This is a genomic window from Streptomyces lydicamycinicus (assembly GCF_000829715.2).
Lineage (GTDB): Bacteria > Actinomycetota > Actinomycetes > Streptomycetales > Streptomycetaceae > Streptomyces > Streptomyces lydicamycinicus.
In genome coordinates, this window is record NZ_BBNO01000004.1 from 248,005 (window position 1) to 264,955 (window position 16,951).

At 71.8% G+C, this 16,951-nt stretch carries 16 protein-coding genes and 1 pseudogene; 12 read left to right on the plus strand and 5 right to left on the minus strand.

All coding sequences use genetic code 11. The features are described 5' to 3' along the window. Window positions 1-194: 194 nt before the first annotated feature. From TU31_RS14340 to TU31_RS14360, 5 genes are all read left to right on the plus strand, one after another. On the plus strand, window positions 195-1,409 hold the full coding sequence (locus TU31_RS14340; RefSeq protein WP_042154342.1) for an alpha/beta hydrolase: 1,215 nt from the start codon (window positions 195-197) through the stop codon (window positions 1,407-1,409). Between the two features lie 208 nt (window positions 1,410-1,617). Then, the gene (locus tag TU31_RS14345) at window positions 1,618-2,496 is read left to right on the plus strand and encodes a DUF4429 domain-containing protein (RefSeq protein WP_042154344.1); all 879 of its coding nucleotides are present in this window, start codon (window positions 1,618-1,620) and stop codon (window positions 2,494-2,496) included. A gap of 134 nt (window positions 2,497-2,630) precedes the next feature. Further along, window positions 2,631-4,025, plus strand: coding sequence for a sensor histidine kinase (locus tag TU31_RS14350; RefSeq protein ID WP_042154346.1), 1,395 nt, complete (start codon window positions 2,631-2,633; stop codon window positions 4,023-4,025). Then, window positions 4,022-4,702 carry a response regulator gene (locus TU31_RS14355; protein ID WP_042154348.1) on the plus strand — a complete coding sequence of 227 codons (681 nt, stop codon included), beginning with the start codon at window positions 4,022-4,024 and terminating at the stop codon, window positions 4,700-4,702. Before TU31_RS14350 ends, TU31_RS14355 begins: the two co-directional genes overlap by 4 nt. A 158-nt stretch (window positions 4,703-4,860) precedes the next feature. After that, a complete protein-coding gene (locus tag TU31_RS14360) occupies window positions 4,861-6,111 on the plus strand; it encodes an acyltransferase family protein (RefSeq protein ID WP_245698544.1) in 1,251 nt (416 codons plus the stop codon). A gap of 83 nt (window positions 6,112-6,194) precedes the next feature. On the opposite strand, the gene TU31_RS14365 is transcribed toward TU31_RS14360, so the two are convergent. Continuing rightward, window positions 6,195-7,211, minus strand: coding sequence for an aldo/keto reductase (locus TU31_RS14365; RefSeq protein ID WP_042154350.1), 1,017 nt, complete (start codon window positions 7,209-7,211; stop codon window positions 6,195-6,197). A 5-nt stretch (window positions 7,212-7,216) separates the two neighbouring features. Then, window positions 7,217-7,705, minus strand: coding sequence for a MerR family transcriptional regulator (locus tag TU31_RS14370; protein WP_042154352.1), 489 nt, complete (start codon window positions 7,703-7,705; stop codon window positions 7,217-7,219). A gap of 147 nt (window positions 7,706-7,852) precedes the next feature. Here TU31_RS14370 and TU31_RS14375 point away from each other — a divergent pair, with 147 nt between their 5' ends. Next, a complete protein-coding gene (locus TU31_RS14375) occupies window positions 7,853-8,674 on the plus strand; it encodes a serine hydrolase domain-containing protein (RefSeq protein WP_042154354.1) in 822 nt (273 codons plus the stop codon). A gap of 48 nt (window positions 8,675-8,722) precedes the next feature. Here the strand turns inward: TU31_RS14375 and TU31_RS14380 are convergent, their stop codons facing one another. Then, window positions 8,723-9,394, minus strand: coding sequence for a pirin family protein (locus tag TU31_RS14380; RefSeq protein ID WP_042154356.1), 672 nt, complete (start codon window positions 9,392-9,394; stop codon window positions 8,723-8,725). A 57-nt stretch (window positions 9,395-9,451) separates the two neighbouring features. Here TU31_RS14380 and TU31_RS14385 point away from each other — a divergent pair, with 57 nt between their 5' ends. The 5 genes from TU31_RS14385 to fabF all read left to right on the plus strand — a co-directional run bounded on the left by TU31_RS14385 (window position 9,452) and on the right by fabF (window position 14,423). Beyond that, window positions 9,452-10,636 carry a PucR family transcriptional regulator gene (locus tag TU31_RS14385; RefSeq protein ID WP_018088053.1) on the plus strand — a complete coding sequence of 395 codons (1,185 nt, stop codon included), beginning with the start codon at window positions 9,452-9,454 and terminating at the stop codon, window positions 10,634-10,636. An 89-nt stretch (window positions 10,637-10,725) separates the two neighbouring features. Continuing rightward, window positions 10,726-11,667 carry an ACP S-malonyltransferase gene (locus TU31_RS14390; protein ID WP_042154360.1) on the plus strand — a complete coding sequence of 314 codons (942 nt, stop codon included), beginning with the start codon at window positions 10,726-10,728 and terminating at the stop codon, window positions 11,665-11,667. A 13-nt stretch (window positions 11,668-11,680) separates the two neighbouring features. Next, the gene (locus tag TU31_RS14395; RefSeq protein WP_042154362.1) at window positions 11,681-12,727 is read left to right on the plus strand and encodes a ketoacyl-ACP synthase III; all 1,047 of its coding nucleotides are present in this window, start codon (window positions 11,681-11,683) and stop codon (window positions 12,725-12,727) included. 105 nt (window positions 12,728-12,832) lie between these two features. Continuing rightward, window positions 12,833-13,081 carry an acyl carrier protein gene (locus TU31_RS14400; RefSeq protein ID WP_030991425.1) on the plus strand — a complete coding sequence of 83 codons (249 nt, stop codon included), beginning with the start codon at window positions 12,833-12,835 and terminating at the stop codon, window positions 13,079-13,081. 76 nt (window positions 13,082-13,157) lie between these two features. Further along, window positions 13,158-14,423, plus strand: coding sequence for a beta-ketoacyl-ACP synthase II (gene fabF / locus TU31_RS14405; protein WP_042154365.1), 1,266 nt, complete (start codon window positions 13,158-13,160; stop codon window positions 14,421-14,423). 97 nt (window positions 14,424-14,520) lie between these two features. Here the strand turns inward: fabF and TU31_RS14410 are convergent. Both TU31_RS14410 and TU31_RS14415 read right to left on the minus strand, forming a co-directional pair. Continuing rightward, a pseudogene (locus tag TU31_RS14410) lies at window positions 14,521-15,117 on the minus strand (NAD(P)-binding domain-containing protein); the annotation flags it as partial. A gap of 70 nt (window positions 15,118-15,187) precedes the next feature. Next, window positions 15,188-15,682 carry a DUF3145 domain-containing protein gene (locus tag TU31_RS14415; protein ID WP_042154367.1) on the minus strand — a complete coding sequence of 165 codons (495 nt, stop codon included), beginning with the start codon at window positions 15,680-15,682 and terminating at the stop codon, window positions 15,188-15,190. Window positions 15,683-16,005: 323 nt separating this feature from the next. On the opposite strand from TU31_RS14415, the gene TU31_RS14420 reads away from it, so the two are divergent. Further along, window positions 16,006-16,920 (plus strand): SGNH/GDSL hydrolase family protein, encoded by a 915-nt coding sequence (locus TU31_RS14420; RefSeq protein ID WP_042154370.1) that lies wholly within the window; start codon window positions 16,006-16,008, stop codon window positions 16,918-16,920. Window positions 16,921-16,951 lie beyond the last annotated feature (31 nt).

A 16,951-nucleotide genomic window follows, 5' to 3' on the forward strand; every position in this document is an offset into this window, starting at 1 on the left:
CGATTCTCACCACTCTCCGTAACGAATTCCCTTCGCTAAGCGATCATGGCGGGCACCTCCTGAGATCACCCCTGCACGGCTGAGCACCGGAAATCGATGGATCGTGTCCGTTTTGGTCGAAATACCCACCGTGAAACGTGATATCACTCACGGTCACAGCGAGCGCCCTCTCGCGTCTCCTAGGGTGGCTCGCGGTGAATTCCTTCTCGGGCCTCGGCCCCTCCTCCGGTTTCCTTCAGTCCACGGCCTGGCGTGCATCCCTCGCTCTGGCGGTGGTCTTCGTCATGCTCGCCATAACGGGCTGGACGGCAGTCAGAGGCAACAACGAGGACGCCAACCCGCTGGCCACCGCCAGGACCTCCTGGCAGCACGCCACCTTCCTCGGACGCCCGCTGCCCGACCCCCAGGGTCCGCCGGCCGCGCTCCGGGCCTTCTTCGCCACCCTCAGCCGGGCCGAGAAGCAGCAGCTCTCCGACCGTTATCCGCTGGTCGTGGGCAATATGGGCGGCGCCCCCGTGAAGCTGCGCTACCGCGCCAACCGGATGGCGATCGATGACGCCCGGCGCGTCGAGAAGCGCCGGATGAACGACCAGCGGCTCACCCCCGTCGGCCGCCAGGAGGCGGGCCGGCTGATGCACCGCCTCACCTCGATGATGAGCCCCGGCCGGCAGATCCTGGCCTTCGATCCGGCCGGCGGCGGCCGGGCCGCCGAGGTCTTCGGCAATCTCCCGGCGGCCCACCGGGTGTCCGTCGTGGTGCCCGGCGTGGACACCAATCTGTCGACCTTCGAGCGCACCGCGCGGGCGACCACCGCCCCGGTCGGTATGGCGCGCGCCCTCTACGGTGCCGAGCGGGAGGCCCGGCCGAGCGCCCGTACGGCCGTGATCGCCTGGGCCGACTTCACCTCGCCGTCCGGTGTGGGTGTCGAGGCCGCCACCGGGAAGCTCGCCGCGGACGCTGCGATCCGGCTACGCGCCCTGGTGAACTCGCTGCCCTCCTCCGACGCCGTCTCGCTCTTCTGCCACAGCTACGGCTCCGTGGTGTGCGGGGTCGCGGCCCGGGACCTGCCGTCCAACGTCGAGGACATCGCGGTGGCCGGCAGCCCCGGGATGCGGGCCGAGAACCGCGCCAGGCTGGGCACCCAGGCCCGGGTCTGGGCGATGCGGGACTCCGACGACTGGATCCAGGACATCCCGAACCTGGAGGTCGGCGGGCTCGGCCACGGCGCCGACCCGGTCGACCCGTCCTTCGGCTCCCGGATCCTGTCGGCCGACGGTGCCGTCGGCCACGCCGGGTACTTCGCACCGGGCACCCGCAGCCTGCGCAACTTCGCGCTGGTCGGGGTCGGCGCGACGAACACCGTCGACTGTGCGTCCGACGACCCGCAGTGCCGCACCGAGCTGGTCTAAGGCCGCGACCACACCGGCCGACGACCGCGGGCACGGCCCGGCGCCCGGGGACGGGCCGTTTGCCCGCGGAAACCGCGCCGGACGGCCGTGACGTCCACGAGGTGTCAGACGGCGCGGGTGACCGGAGTGATACGCGCCGCTTCGCCGGCGGCCCCCGACGCGTCAGGAAGGGGGACGAGTGGGTAACCGCCCGCATACGATGAGCCGCATGGGTGATGTGCTGGCCGGTTTTCATGCCGTCTGGGAGTTCGACACGGACTCCGTACTCATCCGCTTCGAACGGGGGATCCGCAGGCCGAAGCTGTTCCAGGCGCTCGGTGAGCGACGTATTCCGTACGAGGCGCTGAGTTCCGTCGAGGTGACCGAGGGCAGACGTGGCACGGTGGTGCTGCACGCCATGCCCCGGCACGGCGCCGATCCGCTGATGGAAGCGGCGAACGGGCAGCTCAAGGAGGACGCCGACCCTTATCGGCTGGTGCTGCCGGCCGACCGCGAGACGCTGGCCGACTACTACGCCGACGAGCTGCGTACGGTGCTCGGCCCCGATGCGAAGGAGCCAGCCGACCGCCATCTGGTGGCCGCGCCGGAGCCCCCGCTGAACTTCAAGGCGTATGACGGCAAGGCGTCCTTCGACGGGCGCGCGGTCGCCTTCCGGTGGTTCTGGACGGGCGCGTCCTCGGCGAAGTGGAAGTGCGGCGACCAGACCTTCCCCGTCGGCGAGTTGGCCGGGGTCGAATGGCGGTCACCGGAGATCCTCAACGGTTATCTGCGGCTGCTGGAGCGCGGGGCCCGCGAGCCGGGGACGGGCGAGGCGGACCAGGATCCGGCCGCCGTGGTGTTCGGGCTGGGGTACGGCCCGGTGCACGAGTCGCTGCCGTTCGCGGCCTCGGTGCTCCAGGCCGTACGCGCCGCCGAGCCGGAGGAGTCACCGGACGGCGCGCCGGTACGCCACCGGACCGGGGAGACGCGCCGCGACCCCGCGGACATCGCGGACCGGATACGGCACCTCGGCGAACTGCACGGCGCCGGTCTGCTGACCGACGACGAGTTCAGCACGAAGAAGGCCGAACTGCTGGCGGAGCTCTAGGGCTGCGCTTCGTCCGGATCAGCGCCGGAGCGCGGGCCGTTGACCAGGCAGGGGCTCATACCGTGGTACGGGGCGGAAGTCCGGCCCCTGGTATGACGCGGTGGCCGTCGCGCTCCGCTTAGATGGAGGGCGCGATGACTGTTCGAGCTTCCACCCCCGACCGTGGGCCGGCTCCGCGCCCCGGGCGTGAGCCGGCCCGGCAACGGGCGCTGCGCGCCGCACGGCAGGCGCTGCGTGTCCTGGCCGTGGAGCTCGGCACCCCGACCGAGCCCGGCACCCCGCTGCTGGGCAGCGTCCGGAGTCCCTGGCTGCGCCGCCTGCCCTATGTGGTCGCTTTCGGGTTCGCGGTGTCCCTGCTGCCGACCACCATCAACGTCCTCGGCCACGACTACGGCCTGGACGGCGGGCTGGTCGGCGCGCTCGCCACCGCGCAGACCGTACCGCTGCTGCTCGCGGTGACCCGGCCGCTCCAGGCCTGGTGGGTGATCTTCGCGGCGGATGTCACCGGTGCCCTGGCGCTCACCGGCGCCGACGGTGTCGCGGGCCGCGCCTGGCCCTGGCCGCCCATGGAGATCGTCGGCTATCTCGCCCTGATGCTGGCGCTGTCCCTGCGCGAGCGCCGGCGCACCCTGACCGCCGTCTGGCTGACGACCGGTGTGGCGGGCCTGTTCTCCCAGGTGTTCACCCCCGACGGCAGCAACAACACCTGGGTGCTGATGTTCGTCCTCACCGGTGTGGTGCTGATGATGGGCGCCACACTGCGCGAACGCGGCGATGCCCAGCGCAAGTTGATCGAGCAGGAGACCATCAGCGAGGCAGAGCGCGCCCGTCGGACGCTGCTGGAGGAACGCGCCCGGATCGCCCGTGAACTGCACGATGTCGTCGCCCACCACATGTCGGTGATCACCGTCCAGGCGGCCAGCGCCCCGTACCGCATCAGCGGGATGCCCGGGGAGGCCGAGGAGGAGTTCGGGGCGATCGCGGCGACCGCCCGGGAGTCGCTGGCGGAGATGCGCCGGCTGCTGGGCGTACTGCGCAGCGAGGAGACAGAGCAGCAGGGCGGCCCGGAGAAGACCCCGCAGCCCGGGATCGGCATGCTGCCGAAGCTGGTCGAGGGGACCGTACGGGCGGGTGTGCCGGTCGAGTTGGCGCTACCGGAGGAGCCGGTGGCGCTCGAACCGGCGGTGGATCTCTCGGCGTACCGCATCGTTCAGGAGGCGCTGGCCAATGTGGTGCGGCATGCCCCGGGCGCGCCGACCCGGGTGTCGGTGACCGTGGCCGCGGACGGCGCGCGGCTGACCGTGCTGATCGTCAACTCCGCGCCGTCCGCCCCCTCCGCGCCCCTGGAAACCACCGGCACCGGCCATGGCCTCATCGGTATGCGTGAGCGGGTCCGGCTGGTGGACGGTTCGCTCGACACCGGGCCGCTGCCCGACGGCGGCTTCCGGGTCGCCGCCCGGCTCCCCCTCGCCCCGCCGCCCGCCGCGGCGTCTCCCCTCTCCACGACAAAGGATGCCCACTCGGTATGACCACGCGCGTGATCATCGTCGACGACCAGGCCATGGTGCGCGCGGGTTTCGCCGCGCTGCTCGCCGCGCAGAGCGATATCGATGTGGTGGGCGATGCCCCGGACGGGGTGCAGGGCGTGGCCCTGAGCCGCCGGACGCACCCCGATGTGGTGCTGATGGATGTGCGGATGCCGGAGATGGACGGGCTGGAGGCGGCCCGTCAGCTGCTCGCGCCGCCCGCCGGTGTCACCCACCGTCCGAAGGTGCTGATGCTGACCACGTTCGATGTCGACGACTATGTCTACGAGGCGCTGCGCGCGGGGGCGTCGGGCTTTCTCCTCAAGGACGCGCCGCCGGCCGATCTGATCTCCGCGGTCCGGGTGGTGGCGGCCGGTGAGGCGCTGCTCGCGCCGTCCGTGACCCGGCGGCTGATCGCCGATTTCGCCCGCTCGGGGCCGGTGGCCCGCAAGGGCCGGCCCGCGCTGCGGCTGAACGGGCTCACGCCGCGCGAGACGGAGGTCCTGGAGCTGATCGCCCGCGGGCTGTCGAACCTGGAGATCGCCGATGCGCTGATCGTCGCCGAGCAGACCGTGAAGACCCATGTCAGCCGGGTACTCGCCAAGTTGGATCTCCGGGACCGCGCACAGGCCGTGATCTTCGCGTATGAGTCGGGGCTGGTCTCGCCCGGGGAGCGGTAGCGCCCGCCCGCCCGCGCGTCTCTCCTTCCTGAGGACGAGCGCGGCCGGGGCCCCCTACCCCCGTAGCCCCCGGGAGTCGGCTCCGCGGTGTGACGCTGCATCACCTCTCCTCTTCCTACGTTTCCCTCCGGACCGTCCACGGGAGAGGGAGACCCACCATGTCCTGGCTGCGCACCATTGCCCGGCGCCGCAGACGCCCGCTCTTCGGGGGCGCGTCCGCGGTGGCCGTGGCGGACCGCACGCCCGCGGACCGCGACCGTGCGCTGGACGGTCTGCGGGCGCTGGCGCTGCTCGCCGTCCCCGTCGGCCACTGGCTGATCGGCGGCTTCACCCTGGACGGCGGGGGCGCGCTGCACAACGCCAGCCTGCTGACCGCCGTCGGCGGACTCGCGCCGGCCAGTTGGGTCCTCCAGATGCTCGGCATCTTCTTCCTGGTCGGCGGGCATGCGTCGGTGCTGTCCCTGCGGCGCGCCACCGGGCGGGGCGGGTCCGTCCGGTCCTGGCTGGGCGGCCGACTGGTGCGGCTGGGCCGTCCGGTGCTCGGGGTGACGGCCGTATGGGCGATGCTGCTGCCCCTCCTGTACGGCCTGGGCGTGCCGGAGGCGACCCTGCGGACCGGGGCGACGCTGGTGATCCAGCCGTTGTGGTTCGTCGGCGTGTACGCGGTGATCACCGCGCTGACGCCGTGTTGTGTGCGCGCCGCCCGGTGGATGGGGGCCTGGGCCGCGGCCCCTCTGGCGGCGTCCGTGGCCGTCGTGGACTTCCTGCGCTACGGGCCGTACGCCGAGGCCGTGCCGCCGTGGCTGAGCCTGCTCAACCTCCTGCCCGGCTGGATGTTCGCCTATCAGCTCGGCGTCTCCTGGGGCGAGCGGCGGCTCGGCCGTCGCGCCGCCTGGTCGCTGCTGCTCGGCGGCGCCGCGGTGTTCGCCGCGCTGCTGCTGTTCTTCCACTACCCGGCGAGCATGGTCGGCGTCCCCGGGCAGCACCGGACGAACTCCCACCCGCCGTCGCTGCTGGTCCTGGCGCTGGCCGCGGCCCAGTCCGGCGCGGCGGTGCTGCTCCGGGACCGGCTCGCCCGGCTGCTGCGCCGGCCTGCCCTGTGGGCCCCGGTCGCGCTCGTCAACCTCTCCGCGCTGACGATCCTGTGCTGGCACCAGACGGCGATGCTCTCGCTGGCCGTACCGGCGTCCTTCCTGGGACAGCTCCCCGGGCTGACATCCTCACCCGACAGCCTCGGCTGGCTCCTGGCCCGGCTCGCCTGGCTGCCGGTGTTCGCCGCCGCGCTGCTGCTCATCGGCCGCAGCACCCGCCGCTTCGAGGCGCCCTGGACCGGTGTCACCCGGGCCCGCCGGGCCGCCGCCGCCCTCCTGGCCGCCGGATTCGGGGCGTTCGCGCTGGGGCTGGCGTAGCGCCCGTCCGCGGCGGGGCCCGCGCCGCACGGCGAAGGGCGGGGCGCCCCGGCCCCGCCCCGTCCCGCCTACGCCCGTCCCGTCTACTCCCGTCCCGCCGAAGTGAACGTCATGTCCGCGTACCGCGCCCCCGCGACCTGCCCGGCGATCGGCTCCAGCCGCGCCAGGTCCTGCTCGGTCAGCCGGATCCGGGTCGCCGCGGTGTTCTCCTCGACCCGGGTGCGCTTACGGGTGCCGGGGATCGGGACGACGGCCAGGCCGCGGGCCGTGGCCTGCTGCTGGAGCCAGGCCAGCGCGATCTGGCCGGGCGTGGCGCCATGGGCCTCGGCGATGGCGCGGACCGGTTCCAGCAGAGCGGCGTTGGCGGCCGCGTTGTCGCCGGTGAAGCGGGGCTGCTGCCGCCGGAAGTCATCCGCGGTCAGCTCCTTGTCGGCGTGCACGAACGCACCGGTCAGAAAGCCCCGGCCGAGCGGTGAGTACGGCACGAGACCCACCCCGAGCTCGGTCGCCGCCCGCACCACACCGTCCTCGATGTCCCGGCTGAACAGCGACCACTCGGACTGGAGCGCCGTGATCGGATGCACGGCGTGCGCCGCACGCAGTTCGCTGCCGGTCACCTCGCTCAGCCCCAGGTGCTTCACCTTGCCCTCGGCGACGAGTTCGGCCATGGCGCCGACCGATTCCTCGATCGGGACGTTCACATCGCGCCGGTGCATGTAATACAGGTCGATCTCGTCCACGCCCAGGCGCCGGAGGCTGCCCTCGACGGCCTGGCGGATGTAGGCCCGGTCGTTGCGGATGATGCGCTTGGCCGGGTCGTCCGGGTCGAGGGATATCGCGAACTTGGTGGCCAGCACGACCTCGTCGCGGTGGGCCCGGATGAACGGGGCGATGAACTTCTCGTTCTCCCCCATGCCGTACATATCGGCGGTGTCGAAGAGCGTCACGCCCAGTTCCCGTGCGCGCTCCAGCGTGGCCCGCGCCTCGTCGGCGTCCGTGGGCCCGTAGGCGAAGCTCATGCCCATACAGCCGAGGCCCTGCACGCCGACCCGCGGTCCGCCCGTGCCCAGCTCGACCGTCTCGATCTTCTCGTTCCCCATGGAGCTCAGAACCTCTCGGACGCCCGCTGGGCGTCGGCATAGATTTCGATCTTGTAGTCGAGTACGTCCAGCGTGCTCTGGAGCTCGGCGACGCGCTGCCGTACGTCCTCGCGGTGCGCGGTCAGCAGCTGCTGCCGCTCGGCGAAGGTGCACGCGCCGGCCCGCACCAGCTCGGCGTAGCGGACCATGTCGGCGACCGGCATACCGGTGAGCCGCAGCTTGGCCACCAGGCTCAGCCAGTCCAGATCGCGGTTGGTGAAGCGCCGCTGCCCGGTGTGGGTGCGGTCCACGTGCGGCATCAGGCCGATGCGCTCGTACCAGCGCAGGGTGTGGGCGCTGAGGCCGGTGTGCTCCGCCACTTCGCTGATCGTGTACTGGTCACGGCCGGCGGGCCGGGGATGCGGGGGCGCGGCGCGGCAGTCGCGCACCGCCGCCGGCAGTTCCCTCGTCGCGGTCGCGCCGCTCGTCACCGGTTCGCTCTGCGTTACCGTCATGCCCCGTCTCCCCTACGTCGGACGTCGCCCGGCGGTTTCGCCGGATGCCTCTCGACGGCTCCAACGCTAGAGACTTCGAGTGCACTCCAGGCAAGCGCCGATCACGGGCAGACTTGACCGGATTTTGGGAACGTTAGGCTCGTGGGCATGCAGAGCCTGCGGATGATCGAGAACTGGCCGGTGCCCACCGCTGCGGCCGCCGTCGTACGAGCCGATGGGTCGGTGGCCGGATCGTACGGCCCCCTGGAGCAGCGTTTCCCGCTGGCCTCCGTGACCAAGCCGCTGGCCGCGTACGCCGCGCTGCTGGCCGTCGAGGAGGGCGCCGTCGAGCTGGACGAACCGGCCGGGCCCGAGGGCTCCACGGTCCGTCATCTGCTCGCCCACACCTCGGGGCTGGCCTTCGACGAGCAGCGCACGATGGCCGCTCCCGGCACCCGCCGGATCTACTCCAACGCCGGTTTCGAGGCGCTGGGCGACCACATAGCCAAGGCCACCGACATCCCCTTCGCGCAGTATCTGCACGAGGCGGTGCTCGCACCGCTCGGGATGACCGCGACGGAGCTGCCCGGCTCACCCGCCAAGGACGGCATCTCCACGGTCGCCGACCTGATCCGGTTCGCGGCCGAGCTCCAGGCGCCCCGGCTGCTCGCGCCGCAGACACTGGCGGCCGCGACGCAGGTCGTCTTCCCCGGTCTGGCGGGTGTGCTGCCGGGCTACGGGCACCAGAAGCCCAACGACTGGGGGCTGGGCTTCGAGATCCGTGACGGCAAGTCACCGCACTGGACGGGCGCGTCGTCCTCGCCCCGTACGTTCGGGCACTTCGGACAGTCCGGGACGTTCCTGTGGGTGGACCCGGACGCCGGCGCGGCCTGTGTGGCGCTGGCCGACCGGGCCTTCGGGCCGTGGGCGATCGAGGCCTGGCCGCCGCTGACGGACGCGGTGCTCGCCGAGCTGGCGGAGACCGCCTGACACGGCCGGACGTGCCGCGCGGTACCGGTCGCCCGGTGCCGCGCCGGCTCACCCGTACGCCGGCTCCGGCCCCATCTCCCAGACCAGGCACTCCGCCGCCGCCAGCCCCCGCAGCTCCAGCCCCTCCGCGTCGGTGATCCGCGCCGCGTCGCCGGGCTCCAGGCGCTGGTCGCCCAGCCGTACGGCGCCGCGGACCACATGCACATAGGCGCGTGCGGCATCCGGCACCGCGGTGCGCTCACCGTCGGCGAGGCGGCGCACATGCAGCAGGGCGCCGGCCCGCGGCACCGCGTACGGGGTGCCGTCGGCGATCCCGCGCACCACCTCGTACGACGGCTCCCCGCCGGCCTCCTGCGGGGTCAGCCACATCTGGACGAAGCACAGCGGCCCGGCGCCGTCGTTGCGCTCCACGTGCCGGACGCCGCCCGCCGAGCTGAGCCGCTGGAGATCGCCGGGACGTACGGTGGTCTCGTGGCCCGCCGAATCGCGGTGGGTCAGCTCTCCTTCGACCACCCAGGTCACGATCTCCGTGTCGCGGTGCGGGTGCTCGTCGAATCCGGCGCCCGCCGCCAGCCGCTCCTCGTTGCAGGCGACCAGCGCGCCGAAACGCAGATTCTCCGGGTCGAAATGGGGCCCGAAGGAGAACGCGTGCCGCGACACGATCCCGGCCTCCGCGTCCCCGCCCGGATACCGTTCATGGCCTCTCCGCACCTGAATCATGGGCCCACGGTAGCCCCGCCCCCTCACCTCCCCGCCCCGATAGTGCAGGCTTGTCCCGTGTCTGAACCCGCATCGCGCGACGCGCACCCGCACTCCGCGACCCTCCGGCGCCTGGAGAATTCGTCCGGCAAGCTGGCGGCCGCCGCCATCGCCCGCATGGACGCCACACTGCCGTGGTACCGCGCGATGCCCCCGGAGAATCGTTCCTGGATCGGCCTGGTGGCACAGGCCGGTATCGCCGCGTTCACCGAATGGTTCCGGCATCCGGAGACCCCCCAGGCGATCAGCACCGATGTCTTCGGTACGGCGCCGCGCGAGCTGACCCGGGCGATCACGCTGCGGCAGACCGTGGAGATGGTCCGTACGACCATCGAGGTCATGGAGTCCGCGATCGACGAGGTCGCGGCCCCGGGCGATGAGTCCGTGCTGCGCGAGGCGCTGCTGGTCTACGCCCGGGAGATCGCCTTCGCCACCGCCCAGGTCTACGCCCAGGCGGCCGAGGCCCGCGGCGCCTGGGACGCCCGGCTGGAGTCCCTCGTGGTCAACGCGGTGCTGTCGGGGGAGGCCGACGAAGGCGCGGTCTCCCGTGCGGCGGCGCTGGGCTGGAACTCCCCCGAGCATGTGTGTGTGGTGCTGGGCACCGCGCCGGACGGGGACAGTGAGCTGACCGTGGAGGCGATCCGGCGGGCCGCCCGGCACGCCAAGCTCCAGGTCCTGACCGGTGTGCTGGGCTCCCGTCTGGTGGTGATCGCGGGCGGCTCGGACAATCCGCTGAAGGCCGCGAAGGCCCTGATCGGCCCGTATGCCGCCGGCCCCGTGGTGGCCGGCCCGGTCGTCTCCGATCTGCTGGCCGCGACCCGCTCGGCGCAGGCTGCCGCCGCCGGACTGCGGGCCTGTGCCGCCTGGCCGGACGCCCCGCGGCCGGTGCTCGCGGACGATCTGCTGCCGGAGCGAGCGATGGCCTCGGACCCGGTCGCGCGCGAGCAGCTGGTGGAGGAGATCTACAGACCGCTGGAGGAAGCCGGCTCGGCGCTGCTGGAGACGCTGAGCGTCTATCTGGAGCAGGCGAGCAGTCTGGAGGGGGCCGCCAGGATGCTCTTCGTGCACCCCAACACCGTGCGCTATCGGCTGCGACGTGTGACGGACGTCACCGGCTGGTCACCCTCTGATGTGCGCTCGGCGTTCACCCTCCGTATCGCGTTGATTCTGGGGCGTCTGGCTGACGGTGAGGCCCAACCCTAGACTTTTGTCGGACACCAACAATTCCCCCGATGGTTCTTCGTCCTTGTCCCCACGGGCGGGCGGAACCACCCACAAGAGAGAGTGTGAGGGTGCTCGTACTCGTCGCTCCCGGCCAAGGCGCTCAGACGCCCGGCTTCCTGACTCCCTGGCTCGACCTCCCCGGTGTCGAGGACCGGCTCCGCGCCTGGTCGGCCGCCATTGATCTGGACCTGGTCCACTACGGCACGAAGGCGGACGAGGAGGAGATCCGCGACACCGCGGTGGCGCAGCCGCTGCTGGTGGCCTCCGCCCTGCTCTCCGCCCGTCAGCTGTTCGCCACGGCCGACGACGTCGCCACGCAGACCGGCGCGGTGGCCGGGCACAGCGTCGGTGAACTGGCCGCCGCCGCGCTGGCCGGCACGCTGTCCGACGAGGCCGCGATGCAGCTGGTGCGCCGGCGCGGCCAGGCGATGGCCGAGGCCGCCGCCGTCACCGAGACCGGTATGGCCGCGCTGCTGGGCGGCGACGAGGCAGTGGTCATCCCGCATCTGGAGCAGCTGGGCCTGACGCCGGCGAATGTGAACGGCGCCGGCCAGATCGTTGCCGCGGGCACCGCCGAGCAGATCGCCGCACTGGTCGAGAACAAGCCGGAAGGCACTCGCCGGGTCGTACCGCTGAAGGTGGCCGGCGCGTTCCATACTCACCACATGGCACCCGCCGTCTCGGCCCTGGAATCCGCGACCACCCAGCTGTCGGTCGCCGATCCGCACACCCGCTACGTCTCCAACAAGGACGGCGCGCTGGTCTCCTCCGGCCAGGAACTGGTGCAGCGGCTGGTGGGCCAGGTGGCCAACCCCGTGCGCTGGGACCTGTGCATGGAGACCTTCAAGGAGCTCGGGGTCACCACCCTCATCGAGGCGGCTCCCGGCGGCACGCTCACCGGCCTGGCCAAGCGCGCCCTGCCCGGCGTGCGGACCCTCGCCCTCAAGACGCCCGACGACCTCGACGCGGCCCGCACGCTGATCGCCGAGCAATCCGCCCCGGCCGAATAGGAGTCCGCAGCGCATGACCTCGAAGATCAAGCCCTCGCAGGGCGCACCGTACGCGCGGATCATGGGCGTCGGCGGCTACCGCCCGACGCGTGTCGTGCCGAACGAGGAGATCCTCAAGCACATCGACTCGTCCGACGAGTGGATCCGCTCGCGGTCCGGTATCGCGACCCGCCACTGGGCGGGCCCCGAGGAGACCGTCGCGACCATGTCGGTCGAGGCGTCCGGCAAGGCCATCGCCGACGCCGGGATCACGCCCGAGCAGATCGGCGCCGTGATCGTCTCCACCGTGTCGCACTTCAAGCAGACCCCGGCGATCGCGACCGAGATCGCGCACCGTATCGGTGCCGGCAAGCCGGCCGCGTTCGACATCTCGGCGGGCTGTGCGGGCTTCGGCTACGGACTGACCCTGGCCAAGGGCCTGGTGACCGAGGGCTCGGCGGAGTATGTGCTGGTCCTCGGCGTGGAGCGGCTCTCGGACCTGACCGACCTGGAGGACCGCGCGACGGCGTTCCTCTTCGGTGACGGGGCCGGTGCGGTGATCGTCGGCCCGGCCGACGTGCCCGCGATCGGCCCGACGGTCTGGGGTTCGGAGGGCGACAAGTCCGAGACCATCAAGCAGACCCTCGGCTGGGACGTCTACCGCCCCACCCCGGTCCCCGGAGGAGACGCGCCCGAGGGCCGCCCCGCTCCGGAGGAGGTCCGCTACCCCGCCATCACCCAGGAGGGCCAGGCGGTCTTCCGGTGGGCGGTGTTCGAGATGGCGAAGGTCGCCCAGCAGGCGCTGGACGCGGCCGGAGTCAGCCCGGACGACCTGGACGTCTTCATTCCGCACCAGGCCAACATGCGGATCATCGACTCGATGGTGAAGACTCTGAAGCTGCCGGAGAGCGTCACGGTCGCCCGCGACGTGGAGACCACCGGCAACACCTCGGCCGCCTCCATTCCGCTCGCCATGGAGCGGCTGTTGGCGACCGGACAGGCCAAGAGCGGCGACACCGCGCTGGTCATCGGCTTCGGGGCGGGTCTCGTCTACGCCGCGACGGTGGTTACCCTCCCCTAGGCAAGATCTGCGCAGCACCGTACGTCCCCGGACGTCCCGGCCGTCGCAAGGATCTTCACCGCAAGTAACGCAGTTTCCCCTTAAAATGACCGAAGGAGCGCCATCATGGCCGCCACTCAGGAAGAGATCGTCGCCGGTCTCGCCGAGATCGTGAACGAGATCGCCGGGATCCCCACCGAGGACGTCCAGGTGGACAAGTCCTTCACCGACGACCTGGACGTTGACTCGCTGTCCATGGTCGAGGTCGTCGTCGCCGCCGAAGAGCGCTTCGACGTGAAGATCCCGGACGACGACGTCAAGAACCTCAAGACGGTCGGCGACGCGACCGAGTACATCCTCAAGCACCAGAGCTGATCCAGCTCTGCGCATGTCGCCACCCCGCGGTGGCGCCGTCGATTCCAACCCCTCTACCCGTGGAGTAAGAATTCCCGTGAATGCGACCAATCGCACCGTGGTCGTCACCGGTATCGGCGCAACCACACCGCTGGGTGGCGACACCGCTTCGACCTGGGAGGCCCTGCTCGCCGGACGCTCCGGTGTCAGCACCCTCGAACAGGACTGGGCCGCCGATCTGCCGGTGCGTATCGCCGGGCAGATCGCCGTGGAGCCCACCGAGATCATTCCGCGTCCGCAGGCCCGCAAGCTGGACCGCTCGGCGCAGTTCGCGCTCGTCGCGGCCCAGGAGGCATGGAAGGACGCGGGCTTCACCGCCAAGGCGGGCGAGGACACCGCGGTCAACCCCGACCGTCTGGGCGCCGTCATCGCCTCCGGTATCGGCGGTGTGACGACCCTGCTCGACCAGTACGACGTGCTCAAGGAGAAGGGCGTACGCCGCGTCTCCCCGCACACCGTGCCGATGCTGATGCCGAACTCGCCGTCCGCGAACGTCGGCATCGAGTTCAACGCCCGCGCCGGGGTGCACACGCCGGTCTCGGCGTGCGCGTCGGGTGCCGAGGCCATCGGCTACGCGATCGAGATGATCCGCTCCGGCCGCGCCGACGTCGTCGTCGCGGGTGGCACGGAGGCCGCCATCCACCCGCTGCCGATCGTCGCGTTCGGCAACATGATGGCGATGTCCAAGAACAACGACGACCCGCAGGGCGCCTCCCGCCCCTGGGACGTCGACCGCAACGGCTTCGTGCTCGGCGAGGGCGCGGGCGTGATCGTCCTGGAGTCCGAGGAGCACGCCAAGGCCCGTGGCGCGCGCGTCTACGCGGAGGCCGTCGGCCAGGGCATCTCGGCCGACGCGCACCACATCACGCAGCCCGAGCCGTCCGGCAACGGCATCGCGGCGGCGCTGCAGAACCTCCTCGACAACACCGACCTCCAGCCCGCCGAGATCGTGCATGTCAACGCGCACGCCACCTCGACGCCGGCCGGTGACGTCGGCGAGCTCCGGGCGCTGCGCAAGGCGTTCGGTGACGACGTCGACCACATGGCCATCACCAGCACGAAGTCGATGACCGGTCACCTCCTGGGTGGCGCGGGCGGTATCGAGACGGTGGCCACGGTCCTCGCGCTCAAGAACCGTGTCGCCCCGCCGACGATCAACATCGACCAGCTCGACCCGGAGGCCGACGCGGACATCGTCCGCGGCGAGCCCCGCAAGCTGCCGGCCGAGGGCCGGATCGCGGCCCTGAACGACTCGTTCGGCTTCGGCGGCCACAACGTGGTGCTGGCCTTCCGTTCGGTCTGAGGCACACTCAGCGCGCCCTGCGGGCCCGCCCGGTGGACATCCACCGGGCGGGCCCGCTGCCTTTTCAGCCGTCGAAGCCGGCGAAGGACGCCGCCGCGGCGTCCTTGCGGGCCGCGGCCACCGTGAAGCTCGCAGGGTAGTTATCGGCCAGGATCAGCTCGGATTTCAGCCGCAGATAGGGCAGGTCGAGCGCTCCGCCGGCGACCGCGGCGCGCTCCCGTACGTCCTGCGGGCCGGCCGCCAGGACCGTCAACTCGCTTTTCTCCGCGTTCACCTTGGTGCCCAGTACGGGGGCGTCCACGAAGCGCAGGCGATGCTCGTCGGCGAACCGGGCGAGCGGGGCGAGCCCGTTGGTGCCGCCCGTGCTCATCTGGAGAAACAGTGCGCCGGGCGGCAGCGCGCCGGCGGCCTGCCGGAGCGCGTCGAGGACGGCCTCCCCGTCGAGCAGCATCGTGAGGACCACCTCGGCGCCGCCCACCGCCTCGGCGGGGCTGCCGGTGACCCGGACGCCGTCGGCGGCTGGGGGCACCTCCCAGCGTTAGCTGGGGGGGGGAGGCTCGGCCCAGGCGCGCGTCCGGTTCCAGGCGCGGACGTCCAGACCGGCGGCGGCGAGATTACGGGCCATCGCCGCGCCCATGATGCCGGTGCCGAGCCCCGCTACGGAAAGAGTGTCGGATGACGTGTTGTCGGCCATGAGCGCACGCCAGGACGTGGAGCGCGCTCGACGGCAACCGCCGCCGCGTGTCGGGGGGCCTGCCGGCGCGTCAGACGACCTGGTGGAGCCAGCGGACCGGGGCGCCCTCACCCGCGTACCGGAAGGGCTCCAGCTCGTCGTCCCAGGGCTTGCCGAGGAGCTTGGCGACCTCGGCGGCCAGCTCGGTCTCGCCGCTCGCCGAGCGGGCGACCGCGGCGCGCAGCCGGTCCTCGGGGATGAGGATGTCGCCGTGGATGCCCGTGACGGCGTGAAAGATCCCCAGATCGGGGGTGGAGCTGTAGCGCTCGCCCTCCGCGGTGGAGCAGGGTTCCGCGGTCACCTCGAAGCGCAGCAGATGCCAGCCGCGCAGCGCGGAGGCCAGCTTGGAGGCCGTGCCGGCCTCGCCCTGCCACGAGAACTCGGCTCTCCAGGTGCCCGGGGACGCCGGCTGGCGGATCCAGTCGAGGTTGACGCGCACACCGAGGACGCCCGCGACGGCCCATTCGACGTGCGGGCACAGCGCGCGCGGAGCGGAGTGGACGTACAGAACTCCACGTGTCGTCACCGGGACCTCCAGTGCGGTTCGAGGTTCGCCTTCCCCAGCGGCCTCGTGCCCGTTCCGGTTGCGGCCGGGACAGTTGTCATTCTGCCCCAGTGACCACTTCGGCACCAGCATGCTGGTGACCTACAGTAAACACCATTAGGCGGAATTTGCCGCAAAAGGGACAGGAAATGACGTGATGTAATTTGTCTGTGCCGACTGCACTTGCCACTTTGGGTCACCGCCCGGCAAGCACGGGGCAAAGCTATCGCGCGGTGCCGGACGAGGGGGTGACGTACCGTCGGTACCCGAAGAGATATCACTCGCACGCCGGAGGGGGACAGGGGATGACGCGGATCGATCGGGCCTTTCGCACCCGGCGACGCCGCTTCGACCTCCGCTCCTCACGCACCGTCGCCATCGGTTCCGCACTGGTGATCGCCCTCACCGCCTGTAGTGGTGACGGCTCCGCTCCGCAATCCGGCGCCGGGGGCAAGCGGAAGGCCGCCAAGGCGCCCGTGTGGCGCACCAACCCCCGCTCGATCGCCGCCCTCGGCGACTCCATCACCGTCGGCTTCGACGCCTGCACCGTCCTCTCCGACTGCCCGCAGGTCTCCTGGGCCACCGGCACCGACCCCAAGGTCGACAGTCTCGCCCGACGACTGGTCAAACGCCCCGCCACACACAGCTGGAACCTCGCCCGGACCGGTGCGCTGATGCGCGATCTGCCGGACCAGATCACCGCGGCCGCCGACCGGAAGCCCGAGCTGGTCACGGTCCTGATCGGCGCCAACGACGCCTGCCGGCGCGACGTCCGCTCGATGACCCCGGCGGGCGCCTTCCGCGCCGACTTCGCACGGTCCATGAAGTATCTGCGGCGCGCCCTGCCGCACACCCAGGTGTATGTCGCGGCGGTGCCGGATCTGCTGCGGCTGTGGTCGGAAGGGCGCAAGAACCCGCTCGGCAAGCAGGTGTGGAAGCTCGGCATCTGCGGGTCCATGCTGCGCGATCCGGATGATCTGACCAAGGCGGCCCACGACCGGCGGGCGGAGGTCCGGGACCGGGTGATGGCGTACAACACGGCGCTGGCGGAGGTGTGCGGCACCGACCCGCTGTGCCGGTTCGACAAGTCGGTCTTCGACTACCGCTTCACGGGGCGGCAGTTGAGCACCTGGGACTGGTTCCACCCCGGCACCGGCGGCCAGAAGGAGCTGGCGGAGCTGGCGTTCCGCGCCATCACCCGGCCCGGCCGCAGCAGCTGAACGCGCCCCCCGGCGCCGCCCGGTGGCCGGC

Excerpts from the sequence above, each read along its gene's own strand:
- TU31_RS14345 (WP_042154344.1), top strand. The coding sequence starts at position 1,618 with ATGGGTGATGTGCTGGCCGGTTTTCATGCCGTCTGGGAGTTCGACACG.
- TU31_RS14350 (WP_042154346.1), top strand. The coding sequence starts at position 2,631 with ATGACTGTTCGAGCTTCCACCCCCGACCGTGGGCCGGCTCCGCGCCCC.
- TU31_RS14355 (WP_042154348.1), top strand. The coding sequence starts at position 4,022 with ATGACCACGCGCGTGATCATCGTCGACGACCAGGCCATGGTGCGCGCG.
- TU31_RS14360 (WP_245698544.1), top strand. The coding sequence starts at position 4,861 with ATGTCCTGGCTGCGCACCATTGCCCGGCGCCGCAGACGCCCGCTCTTC.
- TU31_RS14365 (WP_042154350.1), bottom strand. The coding sequence starts at position 7,211 with ATGGGGAACGAGAAGATCGAGACGGTCGAGCTGGGCACGGGCGGACCG.
- TU31_RS14370 (WP_042154352.1), bottom strand. The coding sequence starts at position 7,705 with ATGACGGTAACGCAGAGCGAACCGGTGACGAGCGGCGCGACCGCGACG.
- TU31_RS14375 (WP_042154354.1), top strand. The coding sequence starts at position 7,853 with ATGCAGAGCCTGCGGATGATCGAGAACTGGCCGGTGCCCACCGCTGCG.
- TU31_RS14380 (WP_042154356.1), bottom strand. The coding sequence starts at position 9,394 with ATGATTCAGGTGCGGAGAGGCCATGAACGGTATCCGGGCGGGGACGCG.
- TU31_RS14395 (WP_042154362.1), top strand. The coding sequence starts at position 11,681 with ATGACCTCGAAGATCAAGCCCTCGCAGGGCGCACCGTACGCGCGGATC.
- TU31_RS14400 (WP_030991425.1), top strand. The coding sequence starts at position 12,833 with ATGGCCGCCACTCAGGAAGAGATCGTCGCCGGTCTCGCCGAGATCGTG.
- TU31_RS14420 (WP_042154370.1), top strand. The coding sequence starts at position 16,006 with ATGACGCGGATCGATCGGGCCTTTCGCACCCGGCGACGCCGCTTCGAC.